Origin of the sequence: Burkholderia sp. Tr-862 (assembly GCF_011753085.1) — a bacterium.
In the GTDB taxonomy this organism is placed as follows: Bacteria; Pseudomonadota; Gammaproteobacteria; order Burkholderiales; family Burkholderiaceae; genus Burkholderia; species Burkholderia ambifaria.
In genome coordinates this window covers 55,436-80,522 of sequence record NZ_VWWG01000013.1, presented here as the reverse complement: position 1 = coordinate 80,522, position 25,087 = coordinate 55,436, and the positions used below count along the sequence as shown (strand labels likewise).

The 25,087-nt window shown below is 67.4% G+C and carries 27 protein-coding genes and 1 pseudogene; 12 read left to right on the top strand and 16 right to left on the bottom strand.

Annotated features, from left to right (window positions below):
- Window positions 1-108, top strand: a pseudogene (locus F3J14_RS07000) (AraC family transcriptional regulator); the annotation flags it as partial.
- 60 nt (window positions 109-168) lie between these two features.
- Here the strand turns inward: F3J14_RS07000 and F3J14_RS06995 are convergent.
- The gene (locus tag F3J14_RS06995) at window positions 169-1,380 is read right to left on the bottom strand and encodes an alanine--glyoxylate aminotransferase family protein (protein ID WP_166722376.1); all 1,212 of its coding nucleotides are present in this window, start codon (window positions 1,378-1,380) and stop codon (window positions 169-171) included.
- Between the two features lie 35 nt (window positions 1,381-1,415).
- On the opposite strand from F3J14_RS06995, the gene F3J14_RS06990 reads away from it, so the two are divergent.
- The 5 genes from F3J14_RS06990 (at window position 1,416) to F3J14_RS06970 (ending at window position 6,415) form a co-directional block, all read left to right on the top strand.
- Complete coding sequence (locus F3J14_RS06990; RefSeq protein WP_166722330.1) at window positions 1,416-1,787, top strand: hypothetical protein; 372 nt, start codon at window positions 1,416-1,418, stop codon at window positions 1,785-1,787.
- 346 nt (window positions 1,788-2,133) lie between these two features.
- Window positions 2,134-3,120: a LysR family transcriptional regulator gene (locus F3J14_RS06985; protein ID WP_166722375.1), complete on the top strand. Its 987-nt coding sequence runs from the start codon at window positions 2,134-2,136 to the stop codon at window positions 3,118-3,120.
- Window positions 3,121-3,150: 30 nt separating this feature from the next.
- A complete protein-coding gene (locus F3J14_RS06980; RefSeq protein WP_166722374.1) occupies window positions 3,151-4,149 on the top strand; it encodes a 2-hydroxyacid dehydrogenase in 999 nt (332 codons plus the stop codon).
- A 124-nt stretch (window positions 4,150-4,273) separates the two neighbouring features.
- Entirely contained in the window at window positions 4,274-5,035 is a 762-nt protein-coding gene (gene bluB / locus F3J14_RS06975; RefSeq protein ID WP_166722373.1) for a 5,6-dimethylbenzimidazole synthase, read from the top strand.
- Window positions 5,036-5,254: 219 nt separating this feature from the next.
- Window positions 5,255-6,415 (top strand): MFS transporter, encoded by a 1,161-nt coding sequence (locus F3J14_RS06970; protein WP_166722372.1) that lies wholly within the window; start codon window positions 5,255-5,257, stop codon window positions 6,413-6,415.
- 144 nt (window positions 6,416-6,559) lie between these two features.
- Here the strand turns inward: F3J14_RS06970 and fahA are convergent, their stop codons facing one another.
- Entirely contained in the window at window positions 6,560-7,864 is a 1,305-nt protein-coding gene (gene fahA, locus F3J14_RS06965; RefSeq protein WP_166722371.1) for a fumarylacetoacetase, read from the bottom strand.
- An 89-nt stretch (window positions 7,865-7,953) separates the two neighbouring features.
- On the opposite strand from fahA, the gene F3J14_RS06960 reads away from it, so the two are divergent.
- A complete protein-coding gene (locus tag F3J14_RS06960) occupies window positions 7,954-9,006 on the top strand; it encodes an RNA-guided endonuclease TnpB family protein (RefSeq protein WP_166722370.1) in 1,053 nt (350 codons plus the stop codon).
- A gap of 13 nt (window positions 9,007-9,019) precedes the next feature.
- On the opposite strand, the gene hmgA is transcribed toward F3J14_RS06960, so the two are convergent.
- The 4 genes from hmgA to F3J14_RS06940 are packed head-to-tail and all read right to left on the bottom strand — an operon-like array spanning window position 9,020 to window position 13,675.
- Complete coding sequence (hmgA, locus tag F3J14_RS06955; RefSeq protein WP_166722369.1) at window positions 9,020-10,354, bottom strand: homogentisate 1,2-dioxygenase; 1,335 nt, start codon at window positions 10,352-10,354, stop codon at window positions 9,020-9,022.
- Between the two features lie 15 nt (window positions 10,355-10,369).
- Complete coding sequence (locus tag F3J14_RS06950; protein ID WP_166722368.1) at window positions 10,370-11,731, bottom strand: MFS transporter; 1,362 nt, start codon at window positions 11,729-11,731, stop codon at window positions 10,370-10,372.
- A complete protein-coding gene (locus F3J14_RS06945; RefSeq protein ID WP_166722367.1) occupies window positions 11,728-11,958 on the bottom strand; it encodes a DUF2783 domain-containing protein in 231 nt (76 codons plus the stop codon). The genes F3J14_RS06950 and F3J14_RS06945 overlap by 4 nt, the downstream gene beginning before the upstream one ends.
- Window positions 11,959-11,998: 40 nt before the next feature.
- Entirely contained in the window at window positions 11,999-13,675 is a 1,677-nt protein-coding gene (locus F3J14_RS06940; protein WP_166722366.1) for an FAD-dependent oxidoreductase, read from the bottom strand.
- Between the two features lie 385 nt (window positions 13,676-14,060).
- Between F3J14_RS06940 and F3J14_RS06935 the strand changes: the two genes are divergently transcribed.
- A complete protein-coding gene (locus F3J14_RS06935) occupies window positions 14,061-14,864 on the top strand; it encodes an EAL domain-containing protein (protein ID WP_006754611.1) in 804 nt (267 codons plus the stop codon).
- A 177-nt stretch (window positions 14,865-15,041) separates the two neighbouring features.
- Here F3J14_RS06935 and F3J14_RS06930 read toward each other — a convergent pair whose 3' ends face one another.
- Both F3J14_RS06930 and F3J14_RS06925 read right to left on the bottom strand, forming a co-directional pair.
- Entirely contained in the window at window positions 15,042-15,452 is a 411-nt protein-coding gene (locus F3J14_RS06930) for a GFA family protein (protein ID WP_166722365.1), read from the bottom strand.
- 127 nt (window positions 15,453-15,579) lie between these two features.
- On the bottom strand, window positions 15,580-16,371 hold the full coding sequence (locus F3J14_RS06925) for an IclR family transcriptional regulator (RefSeq protein ID WP_166722364.1): 792 nt from the start codon (window positions 16,369-16,371) through the stop codon (window positions 15,580-15,582).
- A gap of 213 nt (window positions 16,372-16,584) precedes the next feature.
- Here F3J14_RS06925 and F3J14_RS06920 point away from each other — a divergent pair, with 213 nt between their 5' ends.
- Entirely contained in the window at window positions 16,585-17,772 is a 1,188-nt protein-coding gene (locus tag F3J14_RS06920; RefSeq protein ID WP_166722363.1) for an acyl-CoA dehydrogenase, read from the top strand.
- A gap of 134 nt (window positions 17,773-17,906) precedes the next feature.
- Here the strand turns inward: F3J14_RS06920 and F3J14_RS06915 are convergent, their stop codons facing one another.
- Entirely contained in the window at window positions 17,907-18,545 is a 639-nt protein-coding gene (locus tag F3J14_RS06915) for a peroxiredoxin (RefSeq protein ID WP_069225201.1), read from the bottom strand.
- 317 nt (window positions 18,546-18,862) lie between these two features.
- Here F3J14_RS06915 and F3J14_RS06910 point away from each other — a divergent pair, with 317 nt between their 5' ends.
- The 3 genes from F3J14_RS06910 (at window position 18,863) to F3J14_RS06900 (ending at window position 20,166) form a co-directional block, all read left to right on the top strand.
- Window positions 18,863-19,165 carry a YqjD family protein gene (locus F3J14_RS06910; protein ID WP_006754606.1) on the top strand — a complete coding sequence of 101 codons (303 nt, stop codon included), beginning with the start codon at window positions 18,863-18,865 and terminating at the stop codon, window positions 19,163-19,165.
- A gap of 124 nt (window positions 19,166-19,289) precedes the next feature.
- On the top strand, window positions 19,290-19,679 hold the full coding sequence (locus F3J14_RS06905; RefSeq protein WP_166722362.1) for a phage holin family protein: 390 nt from the start codon (window positions 19,290-19,292) through the stop codon (window positions 19,677-19,679).
- Between the two features lie 43 nt (window positions 19,680-19,722).
- Entirely contained in the window at window positions 19,723-20,166 is a 444-nt protein-coding gene (locus tag F3J14_RS06900; RefSeq protein ID WP_166722361.1) for a DUF3318 domain-containing protein, read from the top strand.
- A 73-nt stretch (window positions 20,167-20,239) separates the two neighbouring features.
- On the opposite strand, the gene F3J14_RS06895 is transcribed toward F3J14_RS06900, so the two are convergent.
- From F3J14_RS06895 to glyA, 7 genes are all read right to left on the bottom strand, one after another.
- Window positions 20,240-20,692, bottom strand: a complete 453-nt coding sequence (locus tag F3J14_RS06895; RefSeq protein WP_166722360.1) for a type IV pilin protein — start codon at window positions 20,690-20,692, stop codon at window positions 20,240-20,242.
- The gene (locus tag F3J14_RS06890) at window positions 20,689-21,237 is read right to left on the bottom strand and encodes a pilus assembly protein (protein ID WP_168736139.1); all 549 of its coding nucleotides are present in this window, start codon (window positions 21,235-21,237) and stop codon (window positions 20,689-20,691) included. The genes F3J14_RS06895 and F3J14_RS06890 overlap by 4 nt, the downstream gene beginning before the upstream one ends.
- Before the next feature lie 106 nt (window positions 21,238-21,343).
- Window positions 21,344-22,183, bottom strand: a complete 840-nt coding sequence (locus F3J14_RS06885) for a PilW family protein (protein ID WP_166722359.1) — start codon at window positions 22,181-22,183, stop codon at window positions 21,344-21,346.
- On the bottom strand, window positions 22,167-22,583 hold the full coding sequence (locus tag F3J14_RS06880; protein ID WP_166722358.1) for a hypothetical protein: 417 nt from the start codon (window positions 22,581-22,583) through the stop codon (window positions 22,167-22,169). Before F3J14_RS06880 ends, F3J14_RS06885 begins: the two co-directional genes overlap by 17 nt.
- Window positions 22,580-23,140 (bottom strand): GspH/FimT family pseudopilin, encoded by a 561-nt coding sequence (locus tag F3J14_RS06875; RefSeq protein WP_166722357.1) that lies wholly within the window; start codon window positions 23,138-23,140, stop codon window positions 22,580-22,582. Before F3J14_RS06875 ends, F3J14_RS06880 begins: the two co-directional genes overlap by 4 nt.
- A gap of 153 nt (window positions 23,141-23,293) precedes the next feature.
- The gene (nrdR, locus tag F3J14_RS06870; RefSeq protein WP_006754597.1) at window positions 23,294-23,773 is read right to left on the bottom strand and encodes a transcriptional regulator NrdR; all 480 of its coding nucleotides are present in this window, start codon (window positions 23,771-23,773) and stop codon (window positions 23,294-23,296) included.
- Between the two features lie 6 nt (window positions 23,774-23,779).
- Window positions 23,780-25,027, bottom strand: coding sequence for a serine hydroxymethyltransferase (gene glyA / locus F3J14_RS06865; RefSeq protein WP_166722356.1), 1,248 nt, complete (start codon window positions 25,025-25,027; stop codon window positions 23,780-23,782).
- Window positions 25,028-25,087: the final 60 nt, after the last annotated feature.

The following is a 25,087-nucleotide window of genomic DNA, read 5'->3' as shown; positions in this document are numbered from 1 at the left end:
GTCGCGGCCGAATGCGGCTACGCGAACGCCGGCCACTTCAGCCATCGCTTTCGCGACGCGCACGGCACGACGGCGAACGCGTACCGGCGCGCGATGCAGGGCGGCTGAGGCCGGCGCGCCTTTCGACGGCCGGCGCCGCCGCGCGCATCCGGCGCCCTCGTCTCCCGCTTACGCGCCCCGCCGCGACAGTTCCTGCTCGAGCGCGGCCACGCCGGCCGGCAGGTCGACCGGCACCTTCAGATCGTCCATCGTGCGGCCGAACGCATGCAGCGTGCGGAACAGGTTGTGTTCGCGGCACTGTTCGCCCATCTGCCCGATCCGCACGATCGGCAGCCCGAACGAGCCCGAGATCTCGACCTGGTACTGCTGCGAGATATGGCCGCACACCATCCCGGGCGTGAGCCCCTCGGGCGTCTCGATCCCGACCACTGAATTGAGCCGGCACTCCTTCGGCGCATAGAGCGTGAGCCCCATCGCCTCGACGCCCGCCTGCAGCGCGAGCGAGCAGCGCAGGTGGCGCGCGAAGCGGCTTTCGAGCGTCTCCGCGCAGACGAGGCGCAGCGCCTCGTGCAGCGCGAGCACGCCCGACACCGGCGCCGTGTAGTGATAGCCCGCGTTGTGCCAGAAGTTCTCCGCGAGCGCCATGTCGAGGCACCAGTGCGCGTTCGGTTCCGGACGCTGCTTCATCCGATTCCACGCGGCGTCGGAGAACGCGATCAGCGATACGCCGGGGATCGACGACAGCCCCTTCTGGCCGCCCGTGATCACCGCGTCGATGCCCCATGCGTCCATCTCGAGCGGCATCGTCGACAGCGTGCACACCGCATCGACGACGACCAGCGCGCCGGCCGCCTTCGCGAGTGCCGCGATCTCGCGCAGTTCTCGGTTCCATACGGTGTTCGACGTCTCGCCCTGCACGATCGTGACGATCTCGGGCCGCTCGCGCGCGATGGCGTCCGCGATCTCGTCGAGGCTCGCGACCGAGCGGTCGGCCACTTCGAGCGTCGCGACGTCGGCGCCGACGCGCGTCGCCATCTCGGCCATCCGCGCGCTGAAGAAGCCGTTGCGGATCGACAGCACGCGCGTGCCGCGCCACGCGAGGTTCGAGATCGCCATTTCCATCGCGGCCGAGCCGGGGCCGGCCACGCCGAGCACCCATTTCGTGCGGGTCTGGAACACATAGCGCGCCATCTCCTTCACCTGCTCGATGATCTTCGCCATCGTCGCGCCGAGGTGGTTGATCACGATCGTGTTCGCCTTCGCGACGGCGGCCGGGATCGGGACCGGGCCGGCCCCCATCATCAGCAGCGGTTCTTCGGGCAAGATCGCGTCGAGCGGCACGACGACGGGACAGGGAATCGGCGAGTAATCGATGGACATGGCAGGCAAAAGAGGAGGGAAGAAAACGCACGGACGTGTCGTCCGCCGCGCGGCATGGCGAACTGATCGATCATTCCGTGTTCCGCGGCCGCGCGCAAGAGGCACCCGTGGCCGGACAGCGTGCCGGTGGCCCGGTCGACGGACCGGGCCACCGGCCGCGCACCTGTCCGACGACCGGGTTCCGTATTGCCGCGGCATTGCCGTGCGCATGCGAAACGGTTCCATCGGGGGTTCGATCCCGGCGATTTTCCCCGGCAATATCGGGACGAGTCCCGGATTTCCGCCTTCAGCGCCGTGCAGTATCGGCCGGAATACCGGTGATCACGAAAAAAATCGCGCAGGTGGAATCGACCCACGAAAACCGCGATTTGCGCAAAAACATCCATTATCGCAGCATCTATTGGTGAGCGATTTCACCAAATACCGGATCCGGCCGCCACGGTTAGCGCACAACACATTGATTTACAGGAAAAATCTTCAAATCTCAGGCACCCCCTCTTCAATACGCCCAAGTTATCCGATCGCACCCTCGCGACCCCGATTCGTTAAAGCGATACCCGTGATTTCGATTTTACGCAACCCGCCCTTTTTCGCAGGTTGACGGGTAACGCATCTGTAATGAACAATTGTCTGCAGAATGGAAAACCGATTTTTCGATACGAAGGAGAACCGGGTGTCGCGCGACGGTTTTCCAGGTCGTGCAACGAAAAATCACAACCGATATCAATCAACCGGGCCAGAAATTCGCGAGCCATGAACCAGATTCAGACCATGCGTGTGTTCGTCTGCGTCGCCGAGCAGCAGAGCTTCCGCCGCGCGGCGCACCATCTAGGCGTGTCCAATGCGCTCGTCACGCGTTCGATAGCGATGCTCGAGTCTCACCTGAACACGCGGTTGATCCACCGCACCACGCGCAACCTGTCGCTGACCGAGGCCGGCCTGCGCTACCTCGACGGCTGCCGCGCGCTGCTCGAGGAATTCGATCATCTCGAGGCATCCGTCGCGCATGCGGTGCGCGAGCCGGCCGGCACGCTGCGGGTCGTCGCGTCGGGCCTGCTGTCGCCGCTCGCGGTGACGCTGCTGGTCAGCAGCTTCCGGCACCGCTACCCCGAGCTGCGGGTGCAGCTCACCGTCGCCGAAGGGCCGCTCGACGTGCTCGATTCGGGCTACGACGTCGGCATCGTGACCGGCAACCGGCTCGACGGCAACCCGACGCTGATCGGCCACGCACTCCCGCCGGCCCCGCTCGTCGCCTGCGCGGCGCCCGCGTATCTCGAACGGCGCGGCGAGCCGCGCGCGCCCGACGACCTGCCGGGCCACGACTGGGTCGCACTCGCGCCGCACCAGCATGCGCCCGCGTGGCGGCTGGTCGGCCACGACGGCGCAACGCATTCGATCACGCTACGCCCGACCTGCACGGTCAACCAGCTGGCGCTCGTGCACGCGGCGGCCGTCGCCGGCTCCGGCATCGCGGTGCTGCCCGAGCCGTGCGTCGCCGACGCGCTCGCCACCGGCACGCTCGTGCGGCTGTTGCCCACCTACCAGATCGACGACCCGGACGCGCAGCTGTCGCTCGTCTACCCGAACCGCCAGTACGTGCCGGCCCGCACGCGCAGCTTCGTCGAGCACGCGCTCGAGCATTTCGGCGTGCAGGCGGCCCGCGCGCCGGCCGGCTACAGCTTCCTGCGCACGCCCGATCGCGTCGATCTCGTCACGGGGCGGCAGACGGGCCTGCAGTAAACTGCACGCGACAGCCATTGGAGGTGCAGCGTGCGCGTGATCCTGTTCAGCAGCCGGCAGTACGACGACGAATCGTTTACCGCCGCTAACCGGCAGTTCGGCTATCGGCTGCACTTCCAGCCGTCGCACCTCGACGCGGAAACCGCGATCCTCGCGCACGGCTATGAAGTCGTGTGTCCGTTCGTCAACGACACCGTCGACGCGGCCGTGCTCGAACGGCTCGCCGACGGCGGCACGCGCCTGATCGCGCTGCGCTCGGCCGGGTTCAACCACGTCGATCTGGCAGCCGCCGAGCGGCTCGGCATCGCGGTCGTGCGGGTGCCGGCCTATTCGCCGCATGCGGTGGCCGAACACGCGGTCGCGCTGATCCTCGCGCTCAACCGCCGGCTGCCGCGCGCGGTCGCGCGCACGCGGGAAGGCGACTTCTCGCTGAACGGCCTGCTCGGCTTCGACCTGCACGGCAAGACCGTCGGCGTGATCGGCACCGGCCTGATCGGCCGCGTGTTCGCGAAGATCATGATGGGTTTCGGGATGCACGTGCTCGCGCACTCGATGCCGCCGTACGACGACGAGCTGATCGCGTTCGGCGCGCGCTACGTCGAGCTCGACGCGCTGCTGCACCACGCCGACATCGTCAGCCTGCACTGCCCGCTGCTACCGTCGACGCACCATCTGATCAACGCGCAGACGCTCGCGCGGATGAAGCACGGCGCGATGCTGATCAATACCGGCCGCGGCGGCCTTGTCGACGCACAAGCGCTGATCGACGCGCTCAAGAGCGGCCAGCTCGGCCATCTCGGGCTCGACGTGTACGAGGAGGAAAGCGGCCTCTTCTTCGAGGATCACTCCGACCTGCCGCTGCAGGACGACGTGCTCGCGCGCCTGCTGACGTTCCCGAACGTGATCGTCACGTCGCACCAGGCGTTCTTCACGCGCGAGGCGCTCGCCGAGATCGCGCACACGACGCTGCTGAACATCGAGGCATGGCACGCCGGCACGCCGACCAACGTCGTCACGGCGGGGCGCTGAGCCGCGGCATCGCGCGTTCGGTGCGCGCGATCCTCAACGATTCGCCATTTTGTTTCGACTGATGTAACGCCGCACGCGCCGCGTCTGCTATCGTTGCGCGGACCTCCCCTGCTTTCTGCCGCCCATGCGTTTCGACGACTCCGCCATTGCCGCGGTCTACCGCGCCATCTTCGAACGGCGCGACATGCGCCACTTCACGCCGGCGCCCGTCGATCCGGCCACGCTCGCGCGATTGCTGCGCGCCGCGCACCACGCGCCGAGCGTCGGCTTCATGCAGCCGTGGCGCTTCATCCGCATCACCGACGCCGCGCTGCGCACCGCGATCCATGCGCTGGTCGAGGCCGAGCGCTGCGCGACCGCCGACGCGCTCGGCGAGCGGCAGGACGAATTCATGCGGCTGAAGGTCGAAGGCGTGCGCGAATGCGGCGAATTGCTGGTCGTCGCGCTGACCGACGATCGCGAGCGCCACGTGTTCGGCCGCCGGACGCTGCCGGAGATGGACCTCGCGTCCGCCGCGTGCGCGATCCAGAACATGTGGCTCGCCGCGCGCGCCGAAGGGCTCGGGATGGGCTGGGTGTCGCTGTTCGACGTCGACGCGCTACGAACGCTGCTCGGGATGCCGGCCGGCGCGAAGCCGATCGCCGTGCTGTGCGTCGGGCATGTCGATGCGTTCTATGCGAAGCCGATGCTCGAGGAGGAGCGCTGGGCCGCGCGGATGCCGATCGACGCGTGCCTGTTCGAAAACGGCTGGGACGTGCCGGCCACGCAGGCCGCCGATCGTGCGGCGGACTCCGACACGAGCGGCGGACCGTCGCCGTCGTCCGGCGTTTCCGCCACGGACGACCACTCCGACTCGACACCCGCCGCGGCGCCTCCCGGCCGCTGACCGAGCGCACGCCGCGTGGAACGGCCGCGACACGGCGTCGCTCCGGCCCGATAGTCGGCCATGCCGCCGCGGCTGTCGAACCCACCGCTGAATCCGGCCGCACGCGCATGACGCGCGGCGGCCCGACCTCGCGCCGCGGCGTTCGTTGCGCACGCAACCCCAACCGATCCTGATGGCCTTCATGGACCTTTCAAGGGCCGCGGTGTAGCATCGCGGCCGATGAAAGCCATTCTCAATCGTGATTTCCTCGCGCTGATCCTGAGCGTCGCGGTGGTCGGTCTCGGCACCGGCGCCACGCTGCCGCTCACCGCACTCGCACTGACCGAAGCCCGACACGGCACCAACGTCGTCGGCATGCTGACGGCCGCGCAGGCCCTCGGTGGCCTGGCGATCGTCCCGTTCGTCACGGCGCTCGCGCGGCGCATCGGCGCGCGCCGCGCCATCGTCGTGTCGGTCGTGCTGCTCGCCGCGGCCACCGTGCTGATGCAGTTCACGTCGAACCTGATCCTGTGGGGCGTGCTGCGCGTGCTGTGCGGCGCGGCGCTGATGCTGCTGTTCACGATCGGCGAAGCGTGGGTCAACCAGCTCGCCGACGATTCGACGCGCGGCCGCGTGGTCGCGATCTACGCGACCAACTTCACGCTGTTCCAGATGGCGGGCCCCGTGCTCGTCAGCCAGATCGCCGGCGCGACGAGCATCCGCTTCGCGCTGTGCGGTGCGCTGTTCCTGCTCGCGCTGCCGACGCTCGCGACCATCCGGCGCGCGCCGCTCGCCGGCGACGACGCGCATCACGAAGCGCACGACAGCTGGCTCGCCGTGCTGCCGCGCATGCCCGCGCTGATCATCGGCACCGGCTTCTTCGCGCTGTTCGATACGCTCGCGCTGTCGCTGCTGCCGCTCTACGCGATGGATCACGGCGTCGCGAGCGCGACCGCCGTGCTGCTCGCGTCGATCATGCTGTTCGGCGACACCGCGATGCAATTCCCGATCGGCTGGCTCGCGGACAAGCTCGGCCGCGAACGCGTGCACCTCGGCGCCGGCTGGATCGTGCTCGCGGGCCTGCCGCTGCTGCCGTTCGTGATCGCGAACCCGTGGCTGTGCTGGCCGCTGCTGTTCGTGCTCGGCGCGGCGGCCGGCAGCATCTACACGCTGTCGCTCGTCGCGTGCGGCGAACGCTTCCGCGGCGCGGCGCTCGTCACCGCGAGCTCGCTCGTGTCGGCGTCGTGGAGCGCCGCGAGCTTCGGCGGCCCGCTGGTTGCCGGCGCATTGATGGAGCAACTGGGCAGCGACGCGCTGGTCGGCGTGCTGGTCGCCTGCGTCGCCGCGTTCGTCGCGGCCGCGCTATGGGAACGACGCGCCGCGTTGCAGCGCGCGGTCTGATGCCGACACCGACGCGGTCGCTGTCGCTGTCGCGCAGCGTCCACCCCGGTACATGCGAGCGCATACGCGCCGCCACCCGCCACCACAACGAAAACGGCCCGCGCGATGCGGGCCGCCCAGTCCTTGCGGATCACACGGGACGTGTCACGCGCTCCGCGCGGGCAGAATCTTGCCGGCACACGCGCCGAAGCCGACGCGATAACCGTCGCCCTGGCACCAGCCCGCGAGCGTGAGCTCGTCGCCGTCCTCGAGGAACGTGCGGCTGCCGCCGCCGTTCAGCGCGAGCGGCTCCTTGCCGTTCCACGTCAGTTCGAGCAGGCTGCCGAACGAATCCTTCGTCGGCCCGCTGATCGTCCCCGAACCCATCAGGTCGCCGACGCGCGTGTTGCAGCCCGCGACCGTGTGATGCGCGAGCTGCTGCGCCATCGTCCAGTACATGTACTTGAAGTTGGTGCGGCAGATCGACGTCGCTTCGGCCGCCCCTTGCGCGCGCAGCGTCACTTCGAGCGCGATGTCGAACGCATGCTTGCCCGCGTGGCGCAGATACGCGAGCGGCTGCGGCGACTGCTCGGGCTGCGCGACGCGGAACGGTTCGAGCGCGTCGAGCGTGACGATCCACGGCGAGATCGTCGTCGCGAAACCCTTCGAATTGAACGGGCCGAGCGGCACGTATTCCCACTGCTGGATGTCGCGTGCGCTCCAGTCGTTGAGCAGCACCATCCCGAAGATATGCGCTTCGGCGTCCTCGCACGCGATCGGTTCGCCGAGCGCATTGCCGCGGCCGACGATGAAGCCCGTCTCGAGTTCGAGGTCGAGCTTGCGGCACGCGCCGAACACCGGGCGCTCCGCGTCGGGCAACTTCAGTTGCCCGTTCGGGCGCCGCACCGGCGTGCCGCTCACGACCACCGACGACGCGCGGCCGTTGTAACCGATCGGCATCTCCAACCAGTTCGGCATCAGCGCATTCTTCGGATCACGGAACATCGAGCCGACGTTGGTCGCATGCTCCTTCGACGAGTAGAAATCGGTGTAGCCGGGAATGTCGACCGGCAGATGCAGCGTCGCGTCGCGCTGCGCGACGAGCACCTGCGCGCGCAGCGCGGCGTCATCGCGCAGCCGCGCGGCGTCGCGCGAGAACAGCTGCGACAGCTGCACGCGCACGCTGCGCCATGCATCGCGGCCGAGCGCGATGAACGGGTTGAGCGTCGGCGCGGCGAACACGTCGGCACCGGCCGGCAGCGTCACGAGGCCCGCCCGCGCGAGCGCGGCGAGGTCGACGATCTGGTCGCCGAGCGCGACGCCCGCGCGCTGCGCCGCCTGCTTCGCATCGCTGAATATGCCGAACGGCAAGTTCTGGATCGGGAAATCGCAGGCGGGATCGTTCGCCGTCTCGACCCAGCTCTTGCGAGCCGGATCAAGTGTCGCGCGCCAGTCTTGGGTATCGCTCATCAAATGCTCCGAAAAAAACCGTCCTTCAGGGCGGGGAGAGAAAGAGTGCCGTTGACAGGCAGCTTCTTCCAGGGGTTAGCATCACCGGTATGATTCTTGTCTACCGCTACCGAGTGAAGTCGCTCAACGGACTGCTTAACAAGCAGAGCCGTGCGGTGAACTACGTCTGGAACTTCTGCAACGACACGCAGAAGCATGCGCTCAAGTGGAGCAAGAAGTGGCCTACAGGATTCGATCTGAATGGACTGACGAGCGGCACCAGCAAGGAGCTCGGCATCCACTCCGGTTCGATCAACGCAACTTGTGAGCAGTACGCGCAATCGCGCAGCCAGCACCGACGCTCTTACCTGCGCTATCGCAGCAAGAGATCGCTCGGTTGGGTGCCGCTGAAGGGGCGCGACTTGAAGCGCGAGGGCGAGGCCTTTCGCTTCGCCGGCAACACCTTTCGCGTGTTCAACAGCCGACCGCTTCCCGAAGGCAAGATCAAGGACGGAACCAACTTCGCGCAGGATGCGCGCGGCAACTGGTTCTTGAATATCGTGATCGAAATGCCCGATGTTCAGGCCCGCCCGATCCATTCCGGTGTCGGCATCGATCTCGGCCTGAAAGACTTCGCCACACTTTCGACCGGCGAGAAGCTGCCTAACGATGGGTTCGGTCGATGTGCGGCCGAGAAGCTTGCGAAAGCGCAAAGGGCGCGAAAACACAAGCGGCATATCGCGAAGTTGCACGCGAAGGTCGCGAACGCCCGCGCCGACTTCCAGCACAAGCTCGCACTCGATCTGGTGCGACGCTTTGATTACATCGCGGTCGGCAATGTGTCGGCTGCCAAGCTCGCCAGAACCAGGATGGCGAAGAGCGTCTACGACGCGTCCTGGTCGCCCTTCCGAAACAAGCTCCGTTACAAGGCGATCGCGCACGGGGCCACGTTCGAGGAAGTTGACGAAAGCGGTTCTACCCAGTCCTGTTCGGCGTGCGGGTCGAAAGACAGCACGACGCGGCCGAAAGGTATCGCAGGACTGCGAATAAGAGAGTGGGCCTGCGATGGCTGTGGTGTCGTGCATGATCGTGATATCAACGCTGCGCTGAACATTCTCCGATGCGGACGTGCATCGCCAGTCGTGGGAACCGCCCCCCGTTAGGGAGGCGAGGACGTCAACGTTGCTCCGGATTGAAGTGTTTCCTGATGCCTTGCCAGCATTCGAAGTAGTCGGCCTGCAGCTGCGCGGTGTCGAGCGCGTAGCGCGTCGGACGGATCAGCGTGCGGGTTTCGAACATGAACGCCATCGTCGCGTCGACCTTGTGCGGCTTCGTCGTGTCGCCCGCCGACGCCTTCTCGAACGTGTCCGCGTCGGGTCCGTGACCCGACATGCAGTTGTGCAGGCTCGCGCCGCCCGGCACGAAGCCCTCGGCCTTCGCGTCGTACGCGCCGTGCACGAGCCCCATGAACTCGCTCGCGACATTACGATGGAACCACGGCGGGCGGAACGTATCCTCGGCCGCGAGCCAGCGCGGCGGGAAGATCACGAAGTCGATCGTGTCGACGCCCGGCGTGTCGCTCTGCGACTGCAGCACGAGGAAGATCGACGGATCCGGATGGTCGAAGCTGATCGAGCCGATCGTGTTGAACAGGCGCAGGTCGTATTTGTACGGCGCGTAGTTGCCGTGCCACGCGACGACGTCGAACGGCGAATGGCCGATGTCCGCGCGCCAGAGGCGCCCGTTCAGCTTCGCGACCAGCTCGAACGCGCCTTCGCGATCCTCGTACGCGGCCTGCGGCGTCAGGAAATCCCGCGGATTCGCGAGCCCGTTCGAGCCGATCGGGCCGAGGTCCGGCAGGCGCAGCAGCGCGCCGAAGTTCTCGCAGATGTAACCGCGCGCGTCACCGTCCGGCAGCGCGACGGAAAAACGCACGCCGCGCGGGATCACCGCGATCTCGAACGGCTCGACGTCGAGCCAGCCGAATTCGGTCGCGATGAAGAGCCGCCCCTGCTGCGGCACGATCAGCAGTTCGCCGTCGGCGCTGTAGAAGAAACGGTCCTGCATGGAGCGGTTCGCCGCATACAGGTGGATCGCGCAGCCGTTCATCGCGGCCGCCGAGCCGTTGCCGGCCATCGTCACGAGCCCTTCGACGAAATCGGTCGGCTCGACCGGCATCGGCAGCGGATCCCAGCGCAGCTGGTTCGGCGGCGTCGGCGGCACGTCGGCCGAATCGCCGAATTCCGACACGAGCCGCTGCGGGCCCGTGAACGGCTCGAACGGCCGGTGCACGGCCGCCGGCCGGATCCGGTACAGCCACGAGCGGCGGTTATGGCCGCGCGGCGCGGTAAATGCGGTGCCCGACAACTGCTCCGCATACAAGCCGTACGGCGCGCGCTGCGGCGAATTGCGGCCGTGCGGCAGCGCGCCGGGCAGCGCCTCGGTCGCGAATTCGTTCGCGAATCCGCTCAGGTAGCCGGCGGTTGCCGGTTTCGACAGGTCAAGCGTCATCGTTTCCTTTCTCCATCAATTCATGGCGGCGTTCGGCGCCTGCGCACCGCTGCGCCGCGTTACGCCGGCCAGCCCCAGCACGAACAGCGCCGAGCACAGCACGGGCACCGCGGCCGCGTGGAACAGCGCGCCGTGTGTCCAGTTGAGCGCAATCAGTTGTCCGCCGACGAGCGGCCCGAGCACCGAGCCGATCCGGCCGATGCCGAGGCTCCAGCCGATGCCCGTCGAGCGCAGCGAAGTCGGGTAATACTGGCCCGCGAGCGCGTTCACGGCCGGCTGCCCGCCGACCACGCAGAATCCGCCCGCGAACACGACGATCAGCAGCCACGGCAGCGCATGCGCGACCGAGCCGATCAGGCCGACCGAGACGGCCGCGCACGCGAAGCACGCGAACAGCACGCGCACGAAGCCGTGGCGTTCGATGAACCAGCCGAGCGACAGCGTGCCGATCACGCCGCCCGTCTGCAGCACCGTGCCGACGATCACCGCCGTGCCCGGCGAATAGCCCGCGTCGCGCATGACGGTCGGCAGCCAGTTCGACAGGAAGTACAGGTCGATCAGGTTCATGAAGCTGATCGCCCACAGCAGCAGCGTGACCGGCAGGCGGCCATGACGGAACAGCTCGGCGACCGGCGCGCCGCTCACTGCGCGCTCGCGCACGACGAGACGCGTGTTCGCGTCGATGCCGGCCTGCGGCGCGAATCGCGCGAGCCAGTCGCGTGCCTGCGCGTCGCGTCCTTTCAGCACCAGGAACTGCAGCGACTCGGGCAGCCGCGCGAGCATCGCGATCGTCAGCACCAGCGGCACCGCGCCGCCGACGAAGAACACCGAGCGCCAGCCGAGCGCCGGAATCAGCGCGGCGCTGATGAAGCCGCCGATCGCGGCGCCGAGCGTGAAGCCGCACGACACGATCATCATCCGCTTCACACGATGCGCCGCCGGGCTGAACTCGCCGACCAGCGCCATCGCGTTCGGCATGATGCAGCCGAGGCCGAGGCCCGTGACAAAGCGCAGCGCCATCAGCACCGGGATCGAGCCCGCGAACGGCGTCGCGAGCATCGTCACCGCGAAGAACAGCGTCGAGCCGATCAGCACCGGGCGCCGCCCGATCCGGTCGGCGAGCACCGACAGCCCGAGCGCGCCGAGCAGCATCCCGAACAGGCTCGCGCTGAACACCGGACCGAGCGCCTGCTTCGGCACGCCCCATTCGGCGATCACGCTGGGCGCGACATACCCCATCGCCTGCGCATCGAAGCCGTCGATCACGAGGCACAGCCCGCACAGCGCGAGCAGCATCCAGTGAAAGCCCGGACGATGGGTCTCGTCGATCACGCGCTCGACTTCGAGCACGCGCGCGTCGGCCGGCGCCGCGCTCATTGCGCGGCCTCGGCGGTCGGATGCACGGCGGGCGTCACGCCCTGGCGCGCGAGCGCCATCGCTTCGCGCAGCACGTCGGCGTCGCCGATATGGTTCGCGAGCAGCAGGATCAGCTTCGCGTTGACGAGCTGGCTGTCGGCGTCCGACAGGTCGCGATGCATGTCGATCAGCGCTTCGTAGAACGCGTCCGGATCGGCCAGGCGCGGGCGGGTGTCGAGTCGGGGCATGACGGGTGTCTCCGGTGTCGTTGTCGTGTCGATACGGGGTTCAGCGTGCGCAGGTCGCGCGCGCCAGTGCGTCGGCGATCGCCTGGCGCTCGAGCGTGCGCATCCGCGCGCAGACGTGCTGGTCGGGGCGCAGCAGGTAGAACGTGCCGGGCTGCGCGTCGTAGCGCTGCGCGACGAAGCCGTCGACGTCCTCCACGACGTCGACCCCGGCCACCGGTTGCGCATGCCCGGCCGGCACGACCAGCATCGGCCGCACCGGCAGTGCGAGGCCGTCCAGCGCCTGCACGAGCGCGGCCGCGTCCGCCGGCAGCCCGAACAGCACGCCCGCGAAGCCATCGCCCAGATGCTGCAGCAGCCAGCCCGACGCCCCCTGCGCGCGCACCGGCGCATCGGCCGCCGCGGCCCCCGGGCGCATCGCACACGCGAACGCGTCGCCGTTGCGGTCCGGCGTGTTCAGCGGCGAATCGGCCAGCACGGCCGGCACCGACAGGCGGCCGCTGTTCACGAGCTTGCGCGCGAATTCGCAGTCGCGTGCGAGCTTCAGCGTCGCGTCGCGGAACACGCGCGACACCGCGCTCTTCGGCGTGATGAAGTCGGTCGAGCGCGTCGAATTGCGGATGTTCTCGTCGGCCGCGAACTCGCGCTCGCTCGCATAGGAGTCGAGCAGGCGATCGTCCGCGCGGCCGTCGAGCACGAGCTTCAGCTTCCACGCGAGGTTGTCCGCGTCCTGCACGCCGCTGTTCGCGCCGCGCGCGCCGAACGGCGACACGCCGTGCGCGGAATCGCCCGCGAACAGCACGCGGCCGTGCCGGAACGTATCCATCCGCTGACAGCGGAACGTATAGACGCTCACCCATTCGAGCTCGAACTCGACGTCCGCCCCGAGCAGCGCACGCACGCGGGGAATCACGCGCTCCGGCTGCTTCTCGGCGACCGGATCGGCGTCCCAGCCGAGCTGGAAGTCGATGCGCCACACGTTGTCGGGCTGGCGGTGCAGCAGCACCGACTGGTTGCGGTGAAACGGCGGATCGAACCAGAACCAGCGCTCGGTCGGGAATTCCGCCTTCATCTTCACGTCGGCGATCAGGAAGCGGTCCTTGAACGTGCGGCCGCGGCTCTCGAGGCCCATCGCCGCGCGCATCGGGCTGCGCGAGCCGTCGGCCGCGATCACGTACCGCGCGTGCAGCGTCTCGATGCCTTCCGGCGTCTCGACGGTCAGCGCGGCGTGCTCCGCCGACTGCGCGACACCCGTCACCTTGTGCTTCCAGCGAATCTCCAGGTTCGGCAGTTCGAACGCGCGTTCGGCCAGATAGCCTTCGACGTAGTACTGCTGCAGGTTGATGAACGCGGGGCGCGCATGCCCTTCCTCGGGCAGCAGGTCGAATGCGTACAGCTGCTCGTCCTGCAGGAACACCTTGCCGACGTGCCAGCTCACGCCCTTCTCGACGAAGCGCTCGCCGCAGCCGAGCCGGTCGAAGATCTCGAGCGTGCGCTTCGCGAAGCAGATCGCGCGCGAGCCCGTCGACAGCGTGTCGTCGTCGTCGAGCAACACGACCGGCACGCCCTGCTGCGCCAGGTCGATCGCGGCCGACAGGCCTACCGGACCCGCGCCGACGACGATCACCGGGTGGATGAGCGCGTCATCGCCGGCGGCCCGCGCCGCGCGCGGCCGGTACTCGAACTTCAGCGTCTGGTAATCGATGCTCATGGTCGCCATCCGCTCCTCAACCCTGCCGTGCGCACGCCCGCGCGTGCCGCGTCGTTGCGCTCATGTCTCTTGCCTGTCGCTGCCGCTGCCGCGGCCCGCACTGCTCCGCCCACTTGCTGTCAACCGCCACGTCTCGCTCCTTGCTGCCTGTTGATTCGATTCGGGAAACGGCGCCGTTCCGGACGCCCGAACGCCGCTTTTCTTGATCGGCGACAAATCCTTGGATTTACGAATAGTAAAACCAATTATGAATAGTGAAATCAACGTAAACCCTAGCCATCGTCTCGGGGACGGGATAACCATATGAGCGAAACGCCGAGCCGAGCCGGGCGCGCACTGCTAATATCAAGACATGAGGCGGCCCGTTCGGCCGCCATTTTTCCTTCCTACGCCGATGATTCCGCCCAACATTCCCGAGCTGGTCGTCCGTGCCGGGCAACTACCGTATCTGCGGGAACACCTTGCGCTCGCCGAGGGCGGCACCGCGTGCGCGAATCTGCCGGAACGCACGCTCGCGAGCGCCTACGAACCCATCTACGACGTGACGATGCCCGGCGCACCGCAGTCGACGTCGTTCACGGATGCGATCGAGCGCTACGGCGACGAGCTCGGCTTCCAGGCCGTCACGCTGGTCACGGGCGCCCCGCACGACCCGGTCGACTCGGCCGTCGACGACCAGGCGCTCGTCGCGATCGACCGGCTGTCGCGCGCGCTGCACGCGATCAATTTCTTCGGCGCGCAACGCCACGGCCTGCTGTTCCTGCGCGTGCACGAGCGGCTGCTCAAGAGCGTGAAGTACGACCACGGCAAGCATTTCTCGTCGGTGCTGCAGCGGTTTGGGCTGCCGACCGAGCGGATCGTGATCGAGTTGCCGGCGGTCGCGGTCGCGCACAAGACCTTCCTCGGCTACCTGACGCGCAGCTACCAGCATCACGGCTTCAAGGTCGCGGACAAGCTGCCCGACCCGGGCCGGATCCTCGCGGTCGAATCGGAGATGGCGCGGCCCGACTACATCAAGATGGATGCGGGCATCGCGCTGCGTGACGGGATGGTGAAGGCACTGGTCGCGTATGCGCAGCGCGTGCGCATTCCGCTGATTTTCGACGGTGTCGTCGACGAGACGCAGTGCGAGCTGCTGCGACAGCACGACGTGCGGTTCATGCAGGGGCCGGTGTTCGCGAAGGTCGTCACGGCCTGAACCGGGCGGGCGACGGGCCTGCGCGGGATGGCGGATCTCGATGCCGTATTGCTTCGGGAATCGGGGCGCAGCGTGCGACGTCGCCCGCTACCGGCTGCTTTCGCGTCCGTTCAGACGGAAAGGTCGAACGCGCTTGCTGGCGGGATGCGACGCCGGCACATCAATACCGACAGCCGCCTACGCCCTTCCACCGTCGTCGTATTTGGGCAGATCGTCGCCGATCTCGACGCCCGGGAAACGATCCCCGTACCACACGTGCCACGCGGGCCGCAGCCGCGACGGCTCGTCGAGCGTCGCACTGTTGATTTCCACGGTCGTCGGTGCATCGGCCTGCCGGTACTCGAGCTGCGCGCCGCAGCGGCCGCAAAAGCGCCGCTCGCCCCACGCGCTCGACGCATAGACCGTCGGCTCCCCCTGCAGGTATTCGAATGCGTCGATCGGCACCGATGCCGACGCGACGACGGCCGCGCCCGTCGTGCGCTGGCAGAGCCGGCAATGGCAGAAACCGGCGTCGGCCGGAATGCCGGCGATCCGGTAGCGGATCGCCCCGCACGCGCAACCGCCTTCCATCGTTTCCGGGTGTGGCATCGCGAACCTCGTCGTCGTAGGGAAGCTGGCGAACGATGATGAGCGCTGTTCGCACGCGGTGCAACCGGCGGCTGCGCGCTTCCCCGTTCCGCGGAACCCGGCAACGCGCGGGCTCGCGGCGCCGCTCTCAGACCGTCTGCCCGAGCCGCTGCGCGAGCGCCTTCAGCTTCGGCCCGACCTGCGTGCGGAACACGTCCTCGTCCATCGACGATGCAGGCCCGCTGCAGCTCAGGATCAGCCAGCGCCCCTCGCGCGGCTCGCGAAACGGCACGGCCGCCGCGTTCACGTCCATGTGCCACGCACGAAACGAATAGCAGCATCCGCTATCGGAGAACTCGGCCACCGCATGCTGCGCGGCCGCGACGAGCGCATCCGCATCGGCCGCGCCGCCGGCCGCCCGGTGCAGGTCCGCATAAAGCGCGCGGCGCACGTCCTCCGGCTGCACGGCGAGGTACGCGCGGCCCATCGAGCTCGTCAGCATCGACAGCCGCGAGCCGGGCGCAAGCCCGAGCGTCAGCGCGGTTTCGCTGCGGATCGTCTCCAGGTAGATCATGTCGAGCCCGTCGCGGCAGCCGAGCGATACGGCCGCGCCGATTTCGCGCGCGAGCGCCTGCATGTGCGGCCGTGCGAGATCGATCGTCCCCGAGCCGGACAGCAGCGCGTAGCCGAGCGACAGCACGCCGGCGTCGAGCGCATACTTTCCGAGCGTTTCGTCGTAGCGCAGGTAGCCGAGCACGGTCAGCGTGTAGGCGAGCCGGTTCACCGTCGCCTTCGGCAGCCCGGTGCGCTCCGCGAAGTCGCGATTGCCGAGCATCGTCTCGCCGGGCCGGAACGCGCGCAGCAGGTCGAGCCCGCGCGCGAGCGCAACGACGAACTTGCGCTCGTCGATCGTGGTTTCGTCGATGGTTGAAAGCGTCATCTGATGCTACACTGGGTTCGTTTTGCAAAACATTGTTCCGCACAGCGGAACTCTAGTCAAGCGAACTTTAGACATCGGGCAAGGCGGCGAAGCGCCAACCCGGGACGACCGCAAAGCATGGAATCAGGCAAGCGCTGAATCTGCCGACTCTGACCGACCGCGAAGCATGGGGCGCAGAGTCAGCGGCAAAGCGCCCCGACAGGAGATGACACGATGAGCGCTGCAACTTTTCATTGGGACGATCCGCTGCTGCTCGACCAGCAACTGACCGAAGAAGAGCGGATGGTGCGCGATGCCGCGCACGCATACGCGCAGGACAAGCTCGCGCCGCGCGTCACCGAGGCGTTCCGGCATGAACGCACCGACATCGAAATCTTCCGCGAAATGGGTGAAGTCGGCCTGCTCGGCCCGACGATTCCGGAGGAATACGGCGGCCCGGGCCTCAATTACGTCAGCTACGGCCTGATCGCGCGCGAAGTCGAGCGCGTCGACTCCGGCTACCGCTCGATGATGTCCGTGCAGTCGTCGCTCGTGATGGTGCCGATCTTCGAATTCGGCTCTGACGCGCAGAAGCAGAAATACCTGCCGAAGCTCGCGACCGGCGAATGGATCGGCTGCTTCGGGCTGACCGAGCCGAACCACGGCTCCGACCCGGGCGGCATGGTCACGCGCGCGAAGAAGGTGCCCGGCGGCTATTCGCTGTCCGGCGCGAAGATGTGGATCACCAACTCCCCGATCGCCGACGTGTTCGTCGTGTGGGCGAAGCTGGAAGAAAACGGCAAGGACGCGATCCGCGGCTTCATCCTCGAGAAGGGCTGGAAGGGCCTGTCGGCGCCCGCGATCCACGGCAAGGTCGGGCTGCGCGCGTCGATCACCGGCGAGATCGTCCTCGACGAAGTGTTCGTGCCCGAAGAGAACCTGCTGCCGAACGTGAGCGGCCTGCGCGGGCCGTTCACGTGCCTGAACTCGGCACGCTACGGGATCGCCTGGGGCGCGCTCGGCGCGGCCGAGTCCTGCTGGCACACCGCGCGCCAGTACGTGCTCGACCGTCAGCAGTTCGGCCGGCCGCTCGCCGCGAACCAGCTGATCCAGAAGAAGCTCGCCGACATGCAGACCGAAATCACGCTCGGCCTGCAGGGCGTGCTGCGTCTGGGCCGGATGAAGGACGAAGGCACGGCGGCCGTCGAGATCACGTCGATCATGAAGCGCAACTCGTGCGGCAAGTCGCTCGACATCGCGCGACTCGCGCGCGACATGCTCGGCGGCAACGGCATCTCGGACGAATTCGACGTCGCGCGCCACCTCGTGAACCTCGAAGTAGTCAACACGTACGAAGGCACGCACGACATCCACGCGCTGATCCTCGGCCGCGCGCAGACGGGCATCCAGGCATTCTTCTGATCAATCGCGCGCAACCCGCGGCGCCCGCGCGCCGCATGCGCTGAAACGACACGGCCCGCCCGGCATTGCTGCCGGGCTGGCCGTTTTCATCGGTGCGTGCGTTCGTCACGCGCGGCCGATACGTCAGCCGATGCTTACTTGTTCGGCTGCGGCGTGAGGCGCAGGTACGGACGCACTGCGTTGAAGCCCTTCGGGAAGCGTTTCTTCAGTTCTTCCGGATCCTGCAGCGACGGCACGATCACGACGTCGTCGCCGTCCTTCCAGTTGCCGGGCGTCGCGACTTTGTAATTATCGGTCAGTTGCAGCGAGTCGATCACACGCAGCACTTCGTCGAAGTTGCGCCCGGTGCTGGCCGGATAGGTGATGGTGAGCCGCACCTTCTTGTTCGGGTCGATCACGAACAGCGAGCGCACCGTCAGCGTCTCGTTCGCGTTCGGGTGGATCATGTCGTACAGTTGCGAGACCTTGCGGTCCGCGTCGGCAATGATCGGGAAACCGACGACCGTCGACTGCGTTTCGTTGATGTCGTTGATCCAGCCTTTGTGCGATTCGACGCCGTCGACCGACAGCGCGATCACCTTCACGTTGCGTTTCTCGAATTCGCCCTTCAGCTTCGAGGTCAACCCGAGCTCAGTCGTGCACACCGGCGTGTAGTCGGCCGGGTGCGAGAACAGGACGCCCCAGCTGTTGCCCAGCCATTCATGAAACTTGATCGGGCCCAGGCTCGATTCCTGCTCGAAATCCGGTGCGATATCACCAAGACGCAGACTCATGATGTTCCCTCCTCGAACGATGCTGGTTGAAACCGCGCGCCGGATGGCGCGGGACAGTCCGTCAGCTTACGGGAAGCAATGGGTCGTGCGAACGATTATTCCGTTCGATATTCATACTTTTTTGTCATTTTTACCCTGCGTCGGAGCAGGCCTGACGGCGGCAACAGAACTTTTTGCACGGTTGGCGGCTCTGTTAAACATTACGAGTCGTTTAACATGCGGTATTGCACCGCCGCCGTGTGTGTTCCCGGCTCGCCAGCAGGCAGGGGTTTCGCTACGATGTGAACCTGCAGCATGACAGCACGAAGGGAGTTGCAATGTCGGAAATCAACAAGGAGAAACTGATGTCGGATATCAAAACCGTTCTCGCGGACGCCGAGGATCTGCTCAAGCAAGCAGCGAGCAGCACGGGCGACCGTGCGGCCGAGCTGCGCGAGAAAGCCATGTCGCGTCTGAAGCAGGCTAAGGAAAAGGCAACCGACGTTCAGGTCGTGGTGGTCGAGAAAGGCAAGAAGGCTGCCCGCGCGACCGACGATTACGTGCATGAGCATCCGTGGACGTCGATCGGCGTCGCCGCCGGCGTCGGTGTGCTGATCGGTCTGCTGATCAACCGCAAGTAACGCGCTCAGTGCCGTTCCGACCCATGTGTCGCACGATGCGGCGCATGGGTGCCGAAGCCAGCCGGTGGTTCGCCACCGGCCGGCTTTGACCTAGCCGCTCACTGCGCGCGCAAGCGCCTTATCCATGACGACAGACACTCACCCGCAGCCGTCCGGCCAGGGACCGCTGCGCCGCCTCGTCGGCTCAGCGATCGGCCTCCTGCAAACGCGCCTCGAACTGGTCGGCATCGAACTCGCCGAGGAGAAGGAACGCCTGATGGGCGTGCTGTTCCTCGGGCTCGCGGCCATGATGCTCGCGACGATGGCGCTGATCAGCCTGACCGTGCTCGTCGCGATCGCGTTCTGGGACACCTATCGCTGGCAGTCGCTCGCGGGCATTACCGCGCTGTACACGATCGCCGCCCTCGTGTGTGGGCTGAAGGCGCGCTCGGGCCTGCGCGAAGCGCCGACCGTGTTCGAGTCCACGCTCGCCGAGCTCGAGAAAGACCGCGAAATTTTCCGCGGCAAGTTGTGAACGCAGTCGTGTTCGCCCCTCTCACCTACTTCGCCGACGCGCCATGAGCCAGAACGTCACGGGCCATTCACCCCGCCCCCATTCGTCGCGATCGCACTGGAGCGCGTCGCAGCATCGCGCGCTGCGCAAGGAATTGCTGATCCTGCGATCCGAGGTCGAGCGGCTCGAGCTTGCCGAAGCCGCCGCCGACGTGCGCCACGCCGTCACGCGCTTCAGCTGGCTCAAGGTGTTCATTCCAGGCCTGTCGGGCGGCAAGTTCAGCCAGTCCGCCAAGAACCTGAACGCAAGCCTCGGTCACCTCGTGAACCAGTATCCGATGTTGAGTTCGCTCGCATCGCTTGTGCTGGCGAAACCCGTTCGCTCGCTTTTGCGCGCGAGCGCGGGCCCCGCGCTGAAGTGGGGCACCGTCGGCTTCGCCGCGTGGGAGGTCTACCGGATCTGGAAACAGTCGCGCGACGAGCGCGCAACGGCCGTCAACGACGACTGATACGTAACGACAAGCGCGCACGGCCCCGCGCCGTTGCGCGTTTTCCGTGCGCTTTCCATCCGTTGCCGCGTGATCAACGCACGCCCCAGCAGGTGCGCTCCCGCGCATCGGCCTCGCCGTCATTCGATCCCGCATTGCCTTTCGTCCCGTCCGAACGCAGCGTGAATGCACCGCATGCGTCGTCGCGCATCGGGCCCGCATCAAGCGGACTCGCAACGAGTTCATAGACGACCGGCGCATCGTCACCGACCGATCGCCGCAGCGCGACGCGATAGACCGCCGGCCCGTCCGGCGGCGCCTGCGCATAGGTATCCGGCAACGTCTGCGGCGGCGGGCCGTCGAGCATTTCGAGATATTGAGCCGCACGGTACAGCGCGGCAACCGCGGATGCGCGATGCATGCGCGCGACATGCTCGCGATACGACGGGATGCCCCACCCGGCCAGCACGGCGACGATCGCGAGCACGATCATCAGTTCAAGCAACGTGAATGCCGCCGCTCGGCGCATCAGCGCAGGCCCTTTCATCGATGCACCGCCGCGACGCGACGCCAGCGCTGCGCAACGATGCGTCCGTCGCGCAGCGCGACCTGGCTCTGCAGCCAGACCACGCTCGACGCATGGCCGCCGACGCCGCGCGCGGTGACGAGATACGCACGACTACGTTGCGTACCGACGCCTCGCCAGGCTTCGATCAGGCAACGCGGCGGCTGCGCCGCCATCGGCCAGGACGCGAACGGGGCGAACGCTTCGGCGGCGCCCAGCGCAGGCGTGCGTCGCCATGCATCCGGCTCGGCGGATGATACGGGTTCGTCCAGGTACGGCGCCCCGCCGCGGAGCAATCGCGCGGTGCAGGCTGCCAGTGCCGCATCGGCCGCGTGGAATGCAATCAGCCGGTCCGACAACGCCCGCGTGCGTCGCGATTCCGTCAGTGCGGATTCGAACCACGTGCCGGTCAGCGCGGCGACCGCCGCACTGACCGCGATCACGGCAGGCAGCGCAAGGCCCGCGTCGCGACGCCAGCTTCGAGTGGCGGACAGAGCGCGTGCGCGCGTCGCTCCGCCGCTCAACATGAAGCCTCCGCCGCGCGCTGCATGCCGCAGGGCGCCAGGGCGCACCTTCGCGTATGTCCGGCCGCGATTCGCATCGCAAGGTCGCCGATGAACCCGTTTGCGTGAATCATCGCAACGCCTCACGATCCGTTGCCGCGTCACGGACAGGCTCGGCGAATGCGACCGCGGCATTTCGCAACGCGACGATTCGATGCAGCACCAGATGCGCGCGACCATCCGGCGCAACGGCCGTACGGCCGTCGCAATCGACATGACGCGCGGGCGCATGCATCGGTTCGCCACGCGCCCGCACGCACACCTGCACGGCGACGACTTCGCGCCAGTCGTCGGTGCCCATCGCCTGCGCGTCGACGAACTGCGCACCGTCGCGACGCAGGTAACGCACGCGCAGCTGGTCGATCCCGGACACGACGGGTTGCGGCGTGCCTGGGCGCCCGCTTCCCTCGCAGTACAGTTCGGGCTCGCCCGTCGACGGGCTGACATGCGCGTCGAAACGGTTTTCCACGAGCGGCCGCTCACCCGGGGCGCCGACACCCTGCCCGAGACAATCCGACACCTGTGCGCTGCTGGTCGGCCACGTCGACACGGCATCGCCGACATACCGGACCAGCACCGCATCCGACGCTACGCGCACGGCTTCGCAGCGCACCTGCGCGCCATCGCCTCGCACGCGGCCCGCGGAACAGCCGAACACCGGCGGCAACGACGACGCGCCTTCGACATCGAGCGGCCGAAACCCGGCCATCTGGATCTGCTGGCCGATCAGCATCAGTGCGGTCGCGGCCGCATCGCGCATCCGGAACCCGTCTTCCGCCCGCCGCTGCGCGACGCGCTGCGCGTGATACAGCGCACCGGCCGCGGCCAGCACGAGCAGACCGACGATCATCGCGATCAGCACTTCGAGCAGCGTATGCGCGCGGCTGCGGCGATCAGCGTTCAACGGCATCGACCTCGACCTCCCGAAACGGAATCCGCACGCACGATGGCGGCTTCACCGTTGCCCCCGCGCCTTCGCATCGCGTCGACACCGCCGCGCCGGCACCGCGCCAGCCGACAATCACGTACCGGACACCGCCCGGCCCATGGTCGAGCGTCATCGCACCGCCCGGCAACGATGCGGCCGCGAGCGCCGCGATGCCGTCGTCAGCGCCTGCCGCTGCGCGCCCGCGCTCGATGCGTGCATCGGCCAGCCACAGTGCGCGTTCACGCCAGATCGTCGCCCGCTGCGCGCGCGTCATCGCAAGCTGGCTGCCGGCCACGGCCAGCATCACGGCCGCGAGCAGCGCGACGGCCAGCACCGCTTCGAGCAGCGACGTGCCGCGCATCGATCGGCGTACGCGCGTCATGCCGCGTCGCACCGCCCGGCGGCGACGCGCGCCCGGCCGCCCGCCGCGATCCGGATACAACGCGACACGCGTGCGTCATCGCCGGACAGCATGCGCTGCGGACGCAATTCGAAACGCCTGATCCCGCCGATCACCTGGCCCGCCGGCGGCGCGAACGCCAGGTCGTGCGCCGTGCCCGCGACGGCGATGTCGGCATCGCGCGGATAACGCCGCAACACGCGCGACTGTCCGTCGAACTGCCCGCTGACGATCCAGCCGCACGACCATTCCGCCGGGTCGCAGCGCTCGCCGGAACGCATGCAGTCGCCGTCGCGCCCGGCCCTGCACAGCGTGACGCGCACGCCGAGACGCGTCGCCTCGGTGCGTGCGAACGACAGCGCACCGAGCAGCGCGCGTGAGCGGGCATCCACGCGTTCGCGCATGTGCCATTGATTGAATGCGGGTGCTGCGAAAAGTCCGATCGAGGCCGCCAGCGCGATCGCGACCATCAACTCGACGAGCGTGAAGCCGCCGCAGCAGCGCATGCTTTTTTCGACGACCTGCCGGTGCAGTTCCATCGCCATCGCTCTCCGTCAACGTGATGCGACGACTGTAGCGACGCGAGCGAACGCGCGCCATTGGCCGAACGGCCGACTGGCGACATGCGATCGCGGCCGACACAATCGGCGCGAATCGAACCCACGGAGAAGACGATGAACGGACGCAGCGCGTCAGCGCTTACGCGAAGGCTTGGAGGGGGACGCGCGACGGAACTCTTCGATCACGTCGGCAAATTCGGAAACGTCCTCGAACCGGCGGTAAACCGATGCGAAACGGACATAGGCGATCGTATCGAGACCGCGCAACTCGTTCATCACGAGTTCGCCGAGCTTCTCGCTACGCACTTCCCGCTCGCCGGTCGCGAGCAGTTGGTATTCGATGCGGGCGACCGCCGCGTCGATCGCGTCAGCCGCAACCGGCCGCTTGCGCAGCGCGAGTTGCATGCTGGCGACGATCTTGCGACGGTCGAATTCCGTGCGGCTGCCGTCCTTCTTCACGACGGCCGGCAGGTTCAGCTCGACCCGCTCGTACGTCGTGAAGCGCTTGTCGCAAGCCGAGCAGCGACGGCGCCGGCGAATGGCGGCGCCATCTTCGGACACGCGCGAGTCGACGACCTGCGTGTCTTCATGCCGGCAGAACGGGCAGCGCATGCGGGATCAGCGATAGACCGGGAAACGCTTGGTCAGCTCGGCCACTTGCGCGCGCACGCGCTCGATCGTCGCTGCATCTTCCGGGTGCTCGAGCACGTCGGCGATCAGGTTGCCGACCTGCTCGGCTTCCGCCGGGCCGAAGCCGCGCGTCGTCATCGCCGGCGAACCCAGACGGATGCCGCTCGTCACGAACGGCTTTTCCGGATCGTTCGGGATCGCGTTCTTGTTCACCGTGATGTGCGCGGCACCGAGCGCTGCTTCCGCTGCCTTGCCCGTGATGTTCTTCGCGCGCAGGTCCACCAGCATCACGTGGCTTTCGGTGCGGCCCGACACGATCCGCAGGCCGCGCTTGACCAGCGTTTCAGCCAGCACGCGCGCGTTCTCGACCACCTTTTCCTGGTATGCCTTGAATTCCGGCGACAGCGCTTCCTTGAATGCCACGGCCTTCGCCGCGATCACGTGCATCAGCGGGCCACCCTGGATGCCCGGGAAGATTGCCGAGTTGATCGGCTTCTCGTATTCCGATTTCATCAGGATCACGCCGCCGCGCGGGCCGCGCAGGCTCTTGTGCGTCGTCGTCGTCACGAAGTCGGCGTGCGGCACCGGGTTCGGATACACGCCCGCCGCGATCAGGCCCGCGTAGTGCGCCATGTCGACCATCAGGTACGCACCGACCGACTTCGCGATCTTCGCCAGACGCTCGAAGTCGATCTTCAGCGCGAACGCCGATGCGCCCGCGACGATCAGCTTCGGCTTGTGTTCCTGTGCGAGCTGCTCGGCCGCGTCGTAGTCGATGTCTTCCTGCTCGTTCAGCCCGTAGCTCACCACGTTGAACCACTTGCCCGACATGTTGACCGGCGAGCCGTGCGTCAGGTGACCACCGTGCGCGAGGCTCATGCCCATGATCGTGTCGCCCGGCTTGAGCATCGCGAAGAACACGCCCTGGTTCGCCTGCGAACCCGAGTTCGGCTGCACGTTCGCGGCTTCCGCGCCGAACAGCTGCTTCACACGGTCGATCGCCAGCTGCTCGACCACGTCGACGTATTCACAGCCGCCGTAGTAGCGCTTGCCCGGATAACCTTCCGCGTACTTGTTCGTGAGCTGCGAGCCCTGGGCGGCCATCACGGCCGGGCTCGTGTAGTTTTCCGACGCGATCAGCTCGATGTGATCTTCCTGGCGGCGGTTTTCCTGCTCGATCGCAGCAAAGAGTTCGGGATCGACGTTCGCGATGGTGCTTTGGGCTCTGTCAAACATACGGTTTCCGTTAAGTGTGTACAGGTTGACCGGTGCGGCCGAGTACATTGCGCTGCTGGC